This is a genomic window from Syntrophorhabdales bacterium (genome assembly GCA_035541455.1).
In the GTDB taxonomy this organism is placed as follows: domain Bacteria; phylum Desulfobacterota; class Syntrophorhabdia; order Syntrophorhabdales; family WCHB1-27; genus JADGQN01.
Genome location: DATKNH010000086.1, coordinates 1 through 11,063, shown reverse-complemented (window position 1 = coordinate 11,063; position 11,063 = coordinate 1). Strand labels below are relative to the sequence as shown.

At 53.8% G+C, this 11,063-nt stretch carries 11 protein-coding genes; 5 read left to right on the top strand and 6 right to left on the bottom strand.

Translation table 11 applies throughout. The features are described from left to right. Positions 1 to 186: 186 nt before the first annotated feature. Entirely contained in the window at positions 187 to 489 is a 303-nt protein-coding gene (locus VMT71_09090) for a hypothetical protein (GenBank protein ID HVN24116.1), read from the bottom strand. A 9-nt stretch (positions 490 to 498) separates the two neighbouring features. On the opposite strand from VMT71_09090, the gene VMT71_09085 reads away from it, so the two are divergent. After that, positions 499 to 1,707, top strand: coding sequence for a hypothetical protein (locus tag VMT71_09085; protein HVN24115.1), 1,209 nt, complete (start codon positions 499 to 501; stop codon positions 1,705 to 1,707). Between the two features lie 233 nt (positions 1,708 to 1,940). Here the strand turns inward: VMT71_09085 and VMT71_09080 are convergent, their stop codons facing one another. From VMT71_09080 to VMT71_09070, 3 genes are read right to left on the bottom strand one after another with little or no spacing between them, the layout of a single operon-like run. Then, positions 1,941 to 2,171, bottom strand: a complete 231-nt coding sequence (locus tag VMT71_09080) for a 4Fe-4S binding protein (GenBank protein ID HVN24114.1) — start codon at positions 2,169 to 2,171, stop codon at positions 1,941 to 1,943. A gap of 16 nt (positions 2,172 to 2,187) precedes the next feature. Continuing rightward, positions 2,188 to 3,846: an FAD-binding protein gene (locus tag VMT71_09075; GenBank protein HVN24113.1), complete on the bottom strand. Its 1,659-nt coding sequence runs from the start codon at positions 3,844 to 3,846 to the stop codon at positions 2,188 to 2,190. Positions 3,847 to 3,896: 50 nt separating this feature from the next. Beyond that, positions 3,897 to 4,652, bottom strand: coding sequence for an alpha/beta hydrolase (locus VMT71_09070; protein HVN24112.1), 756 nt, complete (start codon positions 4,650 to 4,652; stop codon positions 3,897 to 3,899). Between the two features lie 52 nt (positions 4,653 to 4,704). Between VMT71_09070 and VMT71_09065 the strand changes: the two genes are divergently transcribed. The 4 genes from VMT71_09065 (at position 4,705) to VMT71_09050 (ending at position 7,750) form a co-directional block, all read left to right on the top strand. After that, positions 4,705 to 4,974 (top strand): hypothetical protein, encoded by a 270-nt coding sequence (locus tag VMT71_09065; protein ID HVN24111.1) that lies wholly within the window; start codon positions 4,705 to 4,707, stop codon positions 4,972 to 4,974. Positions 4,975 to 5,388: 414 nt separating this feature from the next. After that, a complete protein-coding gene (locus VMT71_09060; GenBank protein HVN24110.1) occupies positions 5,389 to 5,589 on the top strand; it encodes a hypothetical protein in 201 nt (66 codons plus the stop codon). A gap of 65 nt (positions 5,590 to 5,654) precedes the next feature. Continuing rightward, positions 5,655 to 6,902, top strand: a complete 1,248-nt coding sequence (locus VMT71_09055; GenBank protein HVN24109.1) for an ABC transporter substrate-binding protein — start codon at positions 5,655 to 5,657, stop codon at positions 6,900 to 6,902. A 92-nt stretch (positions 6,903 to 6,994) separates the two neighbouring features. Next, positions 6,995 to 7,750: a 3-oxoacyl-ACP reductase family protein gene (locus VMT71_09050; protein HVN24108.1), complete on the top strand. Its 756-nt coding sequence runs from the start codon at positions 6,995 to 6,997 to the stop codon at positions 7,748 to 7,750. Between the two features lie 48 nt (positions 7,751 to 7,798). Here the strand turns inward: VMT71_09050 and cydB are convergent, their stop codons facing one another. Continuing rightward, complete coding sequence (gene cydB, locus VMT71_09045; protein HVN24107.1) at positions 7,799 to 8,824, bottom strand: cytochrome d ubiquinol oxidase subunit II; 1,026 nt, start codon at positions 8,822 to 8,824, stop codon at positions 7,799 to 7,801. A gap of 4 nt (positions 8,825 to 8,828) precedes the next feature. Then, the gene (locus tag VMT71_09040) at positions 8,829 to 10,163 is read right to left on the bottom strand and encodes a cytochrome ubiquinol oxidase subunit I (GenBank protein HVN24106.1); all 1,335 of its coding nucleotides are present in this window, start codon (positions 10,161 to 10,163) and stop codon (positions 8,829 to 8,831) included. Between the last annotated feature and the right edge of the window lie 900 nt (positions 10,164 to 11,063).

Sequence of the window (11,063 nt, the reverse complement as noted above, 5' to 3'; positions counted from 1 at the left end):
GACATATGAGGGAGAGTAGAAGCTATCACGGGGAGAAATTCCAAATCCTAATCTCTAATGTCCAAACAATATCGACCAAAACTCCGAACCCGCTTAGTTTCTTTTTCCAGTTTCTAACATTTTGATACTTGGATTGTTTAGATTCTAACATGGCCTATTCTGAGAATTTATCTCTCACATTATTTCTCATGCCGCAAGGAGGTCAACAATGTGCTGAATTGAGGCATCGGCTTTGTGGTAGGCCTTCTCCAGTTTGTTTGGTGAGTATGCTGCCGTTGGTTTATGGTGAAAGAGACTGTTCGCGAGAGGGCCGCAGACGCGTTTGTGGAAGAGAACGAACATGAGGCTGACCTTGGTGCCTTTGTCCGTGAGGCGATAGGTGTAGTGATGGCCGTTGCGCATGATCAGTCCCCTCGCTTTGATCTTTCTGGGATCATACCGGAGGTGGGTAAGGGAATAGGCTCCTTCCGACAATCGGTAGGTCAGCAAGATTCTCTTATGAAGCGCAGCGGTGGAGAAGCCCTGGATCTGGTTGGCGGCATGGAGGAGGACTTCCATGAGGCGCACCACGCGGGCATCCTGGATCTTGATGCCGGGTATGCGGGTGGCGCCCGAGGTAATCGGCAGGGCCAAGCGCTGGAACAGGGGGACATCGAAATGGACGTTGAAGGCGGATGCTTGAAAGCCAGCAAACCGGTCATGCACCGTATGGAGGACCTTTTTCACCCCAGGCAGACGCTCCGGAGCCTTTTTGAGATGAACGTCGGAAAGAGTATTGCTGCAGGTTTCAATCCGGAGGAACGTCCTGAGCTTCTCGTAGTGCTTGGCGAAGGCATGCTTGCAATAGGCCCGGAACACGTGATGGCCCTGCGACAGGCGATCGAGGGTCGTAGGGAGCTTGCCACGGAGGCATCGCGTAAGGCGGTTGCCGAAGAACTGGGAGATGGTATCGGCGGTAACGGAGGCAAGAGCACGTTCACAGGCGCGTTTGAACAGGCGGTCGATGGGGAAATGACGGTGGGAAATCACATTGCCGCACCACGCGACCCGGGAGATGCAGGAGTACCGGTGCAGGCCCATGCGGGAAGATTCTTTCCTGGAAAACTTCGGCCCAAGCAGGAAGGTCCAGTGCTCGATGCGTTGCCGGATACGTTCGGGGGTGAACCGGCCGATGGCACGCTGGAGGAAGGAAGGATCAGCGACGGAGACGAAGGCGTTGTCATGCATCCGGTAGGCGATACCCTGGCGGATGCACTCCCGCTCCATGAAGGTATGGCCATTGAGATACCAGGTGGTCTGAAAGGGGAGAAAAGACCCAACCCGGAGCACCATGGCTCCCAACACGTCATCGAAGATGTGGAAGTAGTAGTGCGTGAAGCGGCTTCGCGTCTTTTCCAGGATACGGTACTCAGGATCATCGGTGGTGAACGTAGGGGCTACCGAGCGGAAGGTGGTGGCCTGTTCCATGCTCTTGAAAATAAAGTAGACCCCGAAGCTTTGGGTGCGTTTGGCCGATCTGAGCAAGGGCCGTACCCGATCTTCCTTCCGCACGTCCTTTTCAGCCCATGCGACGGGGATGCCATGATTCCGGGCATAGGATTCGACCCAGTTCTGGCAGTCAACGGTCCGTCTGGCGAGCACCTCCTTCGTGATGCAGGCAATGCCGAGGACGTCTCGAAAGAAATAGACGATATGCTCCGGCCGTGATACCACGCTCAGGTAACCACGGATGACGATGCGATCAAAGCAATGATAGGTAAACGCAATCATCGTCCCAAACAGCTGAAGGAAGCTGTCCATCGGTTGTCCTCCTTGTGGTCGGCTTCGTACACCTATCATTTGGATGGATGACCGATGGATTTTTCAACAAATATTTCATGAAAATTTCAAATATCTTTGGCTGGGATTTCGATACTGGGATTTGAGAATTCTCTGCAGACTTACGGGCTTTCTTCTTCCCTCTTGTAAAGCAGCATCTCAGGCAGGGGAATGCGCAGGGTGATGGCGCCGACCGGACATTCCTCCACACAGCAGTTGCAATGGAAACAGAATTCAGGGTAGGTGACAGGCGGCAACTTGCCTGTTTCTGTCCCGAAGTAGACATCCTCGGCGCAGACGTCACCGCAGGTTCCGCACTGAATGCACTTTGTCGCGTCTATTACAGGTGGCATGGTACTCTCCTCGAGTTTACTCTGCTTTTTTCCATTCCATGACAGGCCTGCCGTCAACCAGCCTGACGAAAATTGCCTTGTCATCGAGCACGGGGTTGGTGATGGGGAAATCAGGCCTGTTGTGGAGTGCTCTTGTTTCCTTCCGTTCTCGCGCTGCGAGAAAGACCAGTTCACCCAGATCAAGCAGGTTCTGCGTCTCGAGCGCCCTGGTGAGTTCCCAGCGGTTTCTCGCAATCATCGATGTCGCCGCTTTGTCCTTAAGGCGCTTCACATAGCTCAGCCCTGCAGACATGAGTGTCTCTGTGCGGACCGGCCCGACATAATCCTGCATGATCTGCTGCAGCGCAATATTCGTCTCTTTCCAGTCCGGCCCCTGCTCACGAGTCAGCATGTCGTCAATCGCGCCGGCCCTCTGCTCGACATACGCATCCGGTGCGCTTCCGGAAGAGGCCTTGCCTCGTGCAAAGTCTGCAGCGCTTCGTCCAGCGATCCAGCCGTACGTTGCAGCAGGCCCTATACTCACGATAGACTCGTCACCTGCTGCGTAAAGACCTGCTACCGACGTTTCTGCTTTTTCATTGATCCATACTTTTGCTTCCGGATAAATGTGATACGTGCCGAATTCAACAGGATTCCTGCGCAGATCGATTTTTTCTTCTTTCATATAATCTATCAACGATGTAAGACCTTCATGGACAAAAGCTTCCATCATGTACGCGTAATCCTCGTCGGATATGCCCCGGCAATCCATGTAAACCGGTCCTCTGCCTGATTTAAGGTAATCTTCAAGGATGGTGCTCCTCGCCTCCATGGTCATATCGCCATACTTTCTGTCGGGTTTTGTCACGTAAGGCCCGATGGGCTTCCCATGCGGGTCCCTCAGGACCCCCACCCACGTTGCCTGCCCATACCGGCCGAAATAACGCGGTCCCATGTGGCGTTTGGGACTCTCGGGACCCACGAGCGCAGCTCCGGCCCTGTAAGCCATGATGCGGCCGTCACCTGTGAGAGAAAGGCATCCGGGCGTGCTTGCCATCCATCCTGGCACGGGCGAAGGGTAGAGGCGCTCGACCACTCCGGTCGCGACGATCACACTCTTTGCCTTAAATACGTACATCCGGTTCTCCCGGGTGTCGATGCCCATGGCGCCGCATACGCCTCCGGAATCACGCAGGAGATCGAAGATCATCACCCTGTTGACTATCCTCGCTCCTTTTTCAAGAGCCTTGCCTGTGAGTACCTTCTTCTGCGTGTGCCCTTTATACTTGAGGTGAGTGAAGATGTCGCCCGGGAAGGAGTGGCCTGAAAACTCCCATTTTCCGTCATGTTTCATGGGGATGCCCCAGCTGTCCCATAGCTTGACGACCTCGAAAGAATTCTCGAGAAAGGTTCTCATGACTTTCATGCTGGTGCCTGCCTGCATGATGCGAAGCTTCGGTCCCTTGAGGCATTCCTTCAGAAAGGAATCCGTATCAGAGCCGTGCACCTCTGGGATGTAGCACCAGAAATGGTCATTGCCAGCACGGCCGCGGCCGCTGTAAAGAGCGTTGCCTTTTTCAGCTATGACAACGGACGCACCGCCATCCCTTGCGCTGATCGCGGCCATAAGACCGGCAATGCCCCCGCCCACGCAGAGCACATCCGACTCAATCGTCTCGATCTGTTGTCTCCCCATCCTACTCAACCTCCTGCTCCAGTTCGCCATCTTCGTTCTTCGGCTTACGTCTAACTGCTCGCTGCTTGCTGCTCACTCTCTTTTGTCACAAACTCCTCTATCGCCCGGTTCACCGGCTCGGGCTTTTCAATCATCAAAAGATGGCCCGCATCAGGAACCCGCACCAGCTTCGAACCCCGTATCTCCCGCTCTAGAAATTCCGAATACTTCACGGGGGTCAGAATATCGTCCTCTCCGCATACGATCAGGGTGGGTATGGTAATTCTCCCCACTCTGTCCATGACGTCGAAGGTTTCGCAACTGGAAAAGTCGCTGTGGATCACTTCTTTGCTGCACTTCATCATCTCTTTGAAGCCCGATTCTAGGATAGAGGCAGCAGTTTTTTTGGAAAAAGCGAACCCTGCTATTTTGCGTACAGTCCCTTCCTTATCTTTGAGGATGCCCTCCAGTATCTCAGGGAAAACCCGGAGTTTGGCTCCTGTGCCCAGCAGGATCAACCCTCCAAGGAGTTCAGGATATGCCAGCGCGAAAAGCATGGCGATTGCCCCGCCCATCGAGTGCCCCACCAGATAACACGTATTGATCCCCAAACCTGCAAGGGTGTCGTGCACAGCGTCTCTGCAGTCTTCAAGCCTCTTGAGGCCTTCCCCGGGTGACTTTCCGTGGCCGGGCAGATCGAGAAGGATCACATCCATCGTTTGCTTAAGGTACTCTTTCTGGAAGTACCAGGATGACGAGCTTCCGCTGGCGCCGTGCACGAAGAGCACCGGCTTTCCGGCGCCGTACCGTTCGACATGAAGCTTCATGGCTCCTCCGAAATATATTGAAAAGGCTGAATACGCATAATAGTATGATAGCATGCGACTTTTTGCAATGTTGATGATTCTGCTTTTCGTCTCGGCCTGTACGGGCAGGACGGATCTTCCCCCTGCGAAGAAGGCCGACGAACCTCAGAAGGAAACGACGTACCAGAGGGAGATGGAGGATCTCAGGAAATCAATCAAATCAGAGGTAAAGATTAAACTGAAAAAGGACGGAAAAGGGAGTTACAGCTGGGAGCTGCAGGGCAAGGACCCACAGGAAGTCTTGAGAGTAAATGACACCCTCCGCAAGAAGCTCGGGGATTAGTCAGCCGCGCAGACAACACACTCTTCCTAATTAACCCACAACGTGAAATAGGTGGGTTCAGGGACGCTGCTGTCATTGTCATGAGAAGCTGAAGAAGCCTGAATAATGAGCACTTTCTCGTGTTGACATTCGGCGGTTTTATTCTTGACAAGCCAATGAGCAGCGTGCTACCGAATAGGCATACCATATGTAAAATATCATTCCGTATGCGGAATAATGTGGTAAAGAACGATTTTCGCAACATGGCCAGCTCGCCAGCGAGATGCTTGCTAGTTCGTATCCAGCGACATATTTTCCATACAACCATGGTTGGAGGCGGTACGAGTGACTGGTACCTGACGTGTTGATTGTGGGTGGCATGGGAAGCACGACGGGAGTCATCATGGTGCAGTTCCCCTGAGGCTGCTGGATGAATTGGTAACTATCGTGGGTCCTGTACTCTCTTCTACCGTTGCCGCGCAGGCAGCCGCTTCACTCGCGCTGATCAGCCGTGGGCTGATTATCATTCTGTTTCTGATCTTTGAGCCTAGAGGGCTGATTCACCGGTGGGGGTTTGTCAAGGCGTACTGGAAGCTGTGGCCCTTCTCCCATCAGGACCTGGAGCAACGGGGGTGAGAGTGGTTCACGGAAAAGTTTCTTGCGTTGGGGAAACTCAATTACGCGCAGGAAAGGAGGAGGAAATGGGTAGATTCACATTGGCATTCGTAGCGTGTTCAGTTGCTCTGGTTGTGGTGTTGTTGCTTATTCCGCCGGGCGTTCATGCAAAGAGCGTCTATGTCGGTGGCAGCTTTGCGCTGACGGGAGCCTACTCCCAGGATGTGGCGGTGATGCTGGCAGCCTTTGAAGACTACGTTAAATACGTGAATGAGACGAAGCGCATGGCGCCGTGGCGCAATGAAAAGTGGCCTGCCGACATAACCGTGGAACTCCTGTGGCGAGACGACGAGCTCAAGCCCGCGAAGGCACTAGCCATATACGAGGAGCTCAAGGCCAAAGGCATGCTGGTCTTCAGGGTATCGGGGTCGCCGCAAGCCATGGCTTTGAAGGACAGGCTGAAACAGGACAACATGGGCGCGACTACGCTCGCGACCGGACCATTTCTTCTGACGCCTCCGGGGACGATATTCACCCACTATCCTCTGTACAGCGACGACCTGGCGGCGGTTGCGGACTGGTTCAAGGAGAAATGGAAGGAAAACAGAAAACCAAGGGTTGCGTATCTCACGGCGGACAATGCCATGGGAAAATCAATCGAGATACCTGAAATGGAGGCGTATCTCAAGAAGATAGGATGTGAGTTTGTTGGAGCCCAGTACGTGCCGGTAGTCCCGACATCGCAACCGACGACACAGCTCATGTGGCTGAAACAGAACAAGGTCGATCTTGCACTCGGCGTAATGGTGCAACCCGGCTCCCAGCCGACCGTCAAGGAGATGGTTCGCTTGGGCATGGGGCCGCATCTCGACTATAAGATTATTTTTGGCGCTGCTACACCCACGCATCTCCCCACGTTTCAACCGGCCATGGGACAGCTGGGTGAAGGATTTGTGGTCGGCGGCGGTTTCCCACCCTGGGATGACCCCACGCCCGGTATGAAATTCTGTGTCGAGATGCAGGACAAGAATCGTCCAACGAAAAAGATCACGAACATATCGTACGTCGGCGGTATGATCGAGGCAATGACGCAGGTCGAAGCGCTGAGACTTGCCCTGCAACAGATGCCGCTTGAAAAGCTGAAACCTGCGGACGCACTGAATCAGGGCTTTTACAAAATCAAGGCTCTCAACACGGGCGACTTGAGCAGCACACCGTTGACCTACGGTCCCAGTAAGGTCGAAGGTGTCGACGCAGTGCGGGTTGACCAGGTGGTGAAGGGCAAGATAGTAAAACAGGGCGTCTATCCATGTCGCGGCATCTATCAGCGCTGATAAATGTTACCCCGGGGGCCCTGCTTCCGGGCTCCTGCTTTCACTGCGAGTACAACGTGCTCTACACATATCAATGAGGAGGCTGAGATACTATGAAGCTCAAGGATAAAGTAGCCATTGTCACCGGCGGTGCCAGGGGCATCGGGAAAGCCTATGCTTTGCGACTCGCAGAGGAGGGTGCGCGCGTCGTGGTTGCGGATGTGCTCGATGGGGCGCCGGTTGCGGAGGAAATACAGAAAAAAGGCGGTGAGGCGATCGCGGTAAAGACGGACGTGTCGGACGAGCAGAGCGTGGGCGCCATGGTTAGCTCGGCCGTGGAACGGTTCGGCAGAATCGATGTGCTAGTGAATAATGCCGGCATCTTTGTGGGGCTGACGCGGAAGTTTTTCTACGAGCTGACGGTCGAGGAGTGGGACCGTATTATGGCCGTCAACGTCAAAGGTGTATTCCTGTGCTGCAAAGCAGTGTATCCGTACATGAAGAAGCAGGGGAAAGGCAAAATTATCAATGTTTCCTCTTCCACTTTTTATATGGGGGTTCCCTTCTTCAGCCACTACGTGGCCTCTAAGGGTGGCGTCATTGCATTTACCAGGGCGATAGCGCGGGAGCTGGGTGACGATAATATCTGTGTCAATGCCATTGCCCCTGGCTTTACATACAGCGAGGGCCTTCAGGGAAGTCCGATGTATCCGGAGGAGCGCCTGAAAATGCTGGCCAGCACCCGGTGCTTCAAACGCAATGAGGCGTCTGAGGATCTAACCGGAACCATTGTGTTCCTCGCCTCGGAGGACAGCGATTTTATTACGGGGCAGACCATCGTCGTGGATGGAGGGGCCGCGTTTAATTAACACGTGCTCTGTCAGTGACGCGCCAGGGCAAGGAAGAGCATAACTTTATCAATACGCTTCGTCACTCTGCAGGTCTTCGCTGCGTACCTTGCCCCTGAAGAGGCTGTAGACCCAGCCCTGGTAGAGCATAACGATCGGAACGAAAATGAGCGCCACGACAAGCATGATCTTAAGTGTCCCCGGGCTCGACGCAGCATTGAAGGCAGTGAGGCTGTAAGCAGGGTTCATTGTCGAAATCAGCATGTTGGGATAGAGCCCCATGACACCGAAAAGCGTGACACAGAGAATCACAAGACAGGACGCGAACCAGGCCTTGCCGTATGTCTTGTGTGCCAGGTAAGCCCGCACCAGCAAGAGTGCCAGAACCGCGCACAAAGGGATGAGCAATAAGACGGGAATGAGTTTGTAGTTGTAGTAAAGGCCTGTCTCAAACCAGGTGTGTGCAAGAAACAGCACCGCAACGACGACAAGCGGTACCCAAAGCGTTTTTGCGTACCGAGCGGCCCGTTGTTGAAGTATGCCTTCCGATTTTACCGCCAGCCAGAGGGCTCCGTGGACAAGGAAAAGCAGGAGAAAGAGAAGCCCGCCCAGAAGGGCATAAAGGTTGAGAAGAAAAAAGAGGTCCGCATGGTAAATTCCCTCGCCGTCTATGGGTATTCCCCGAAAGATGTTGGCGAAGGCCACGCCGAACAGCAGTGCCGGCACAAAACTGCCGAGTGCTGCCAGGCTATCCCACAGAGAGCGCCATGACTTGCCGGGAAGCTTACCTCTCAATTCGAAAGCGGCAGCCCGGATGATTAGTGCGAAGAGTATGATCATCAAGGGGGAATAAAAGGCGCTGAAAAGAACAGCATACGTCGCCGGAAAGGCAGCGAAGGTCACTCCGCCCGCAGTAATGAGCCACACTTCATTCCCATCCCAGAAGGGTCCCATCGTGTTGTAGATGATGCGCCGTTCCGTGTCATTCTTGCCGAGAAACGGCAGAAGCGTGCCCAGGCCAAGATCAAAGCCGTCGAGTATAAAATAGAGAGCCCAGAGAATGCCCCAGAGTAAAAACCAGATCGTCTCCAGCATCGTCTCACGCCTCCTTTCTTGAAGTTGCAGGTGCGGCCAGGCGCTGAGGGCCTTGTCGTGCGCTGCGGGCCATGAGCGCAAACGCTGTAATGCCAAGAAGAGAGTACACGAGAATGAAGGCCACGAGAGAAACTGCAACCTGGCTCGCTGCGACGGGAGAGACCGCGTCACTCGTCTTCATGAAGCCGTACACGATCCACGGTTGTCTGCCCAGCTCTGTGACGGTCCAGCCCAATGCGCACGTGATATACGGCAACGGTATTGCGTAGAGAAGAATGCGAAGGAGGCGGGGGCTCGACTCAAGACTCTTTCTCTTAAACCAGGTGATGACCATAAGCAGGACGAACAACAGGCCCAGCGTGACCATGAGCCTGAAGGAGAAGAAGACCGGCGCCACCGGAGGACGATGCGCCTTCGGGATGTCTCTGAGCCCTTTTACTTCGGCCGAGGGTGTATGATAGGCGAGTATACTCAGTACGCCCGGAATACGCCCTATCTGAATGCTGTTTCGTGCCTGCTCCTGGTCGGGTATGGCAAAGATATAAACTGGTGCGTAGGTGCCGGTCTCCCAGTGGGTTTCCAGCGCTGCCATCTTTGCAGGCTGCGTGCCCGCCAGCATGGCCGCATGCATGTGGCCTTCGACAAGGACAAACAACGACGAGATCAACCCGAAAACAAGCCCTACGCGGAAAGAGCGCAGGAAGAAGCTGCCGTGCTGTTTCCGCAGTATGTGATAGGCGGAAACCCCCATCACGAAAAATGCGCTTACCACGTACGCTGCAGCAAGCGTGTGAAGGATTGTGAGAATGGCATAGGGCTGCGTCACGACCGCCACGAGGTCGTTCAATACCGGACGTCCATTCTTTGTAAGAAAGCCGACCGGATTTTGCATCCACGAATTTGCGATCAGTATCCACAGCGCGGAAATATTAGAGGCGATGGCAACAAGCCAGATGGCAAGGGTGTGAATTTTCGGCGACAGCTTTTTCCAGCCGAACGCCCAGACGGCGATGAAGGTCGATTCAAGAAAGAAGGCGACGGTTGCTTCAATTGCGAGCAATGGGCCGAAAACGTCGCCGACGTATCTGGAGTAGCGGGACCAGTTTGTCCCGAATTGAAACTCCAGGGTGATGCCGGTGACCACGCCGATGACGAAATTGATGAGAAAAAGCTTCCCCCAGAACCTCGCCATTGCTCTGTATTCTTCGTCGCCTGTTTTGAGATGAAGACTCTGCATAATGGCAATGATGAGCGACAAGCCGAGAGTGAGGGGAACAAAGAGGAAGTGAAAATAGGTCGCTACTGCGAATTGAAGCCGCGATAGGAATAGCACGTCCATTGGAAATCCCTCCTCAGAGTGTAGAGGGCTGGTGACGGCGCACCGTGCCTGCAATGCTGATCTTTGCAGATTAGCCCAATTTGGGCTTTCCGTCAAGAACCTTCATGGAGTCTCTGCTATATGCTGGGCCGGTCTTGATGGATGATTAGGCGTTCCGACGGCTGTTGTACCTTTAGAACAAAGTTGTGCGTAGTGAACCCTTGATCCATAACAGTCTTCGCAGATGACAAATTTTCATCTTCAGAATTAAGTAATGCCAAAATCGAGGGTGGTGTCAAAATTCTTGGAAATAAGTTGTGCTCAGCCGAAAGCTTGTTGTTGAGACACAGTTCATCCTTACACCTGCAAAGAAATGAAAGTGTAGCTTGGCCTTTTCGATCGATTGCCGATTGAAATCTGCCAAATCAGTTCTTTTTCTCCAGCACCTGCCTGATTGTCTTCGCTATTTCTTTCTTCGTTAATGGTTTCATGACGAAACCCGTAATTGGCATCCACAAGGGGACCTGAAGCCAGTGGCCAGTACAACAGGCACATCGGGCCTGTCCTCGCTTCAGAGTATACCACACGGTCCGGGACTTTCCCGCTGGTTCGTCTGGCCTCCACGCGTGTGGCGGCCGGATATGCTCAACGTCTTCTTAACATAGATGGTGCGAGGACGCAGTAGCGTCTGCTACAAAGAACATAGCTGCCCGTGCGGCGCGCAACGAAGACATACGGGTCCGCAGCTATATAAGCATACGAAACATGGTCGTACTGGTTCTCGCTGTTGCCTATTTTGCGGCGGTATACCTCGTGACAACCTTCGGCACAAGATGCTGGTAGAGGGATATATCTCGTCTCCAAGCGGTTCTTTGGCGTACCCACGTTCTTCAACTACGCCATCGCTGACGGATTATACAA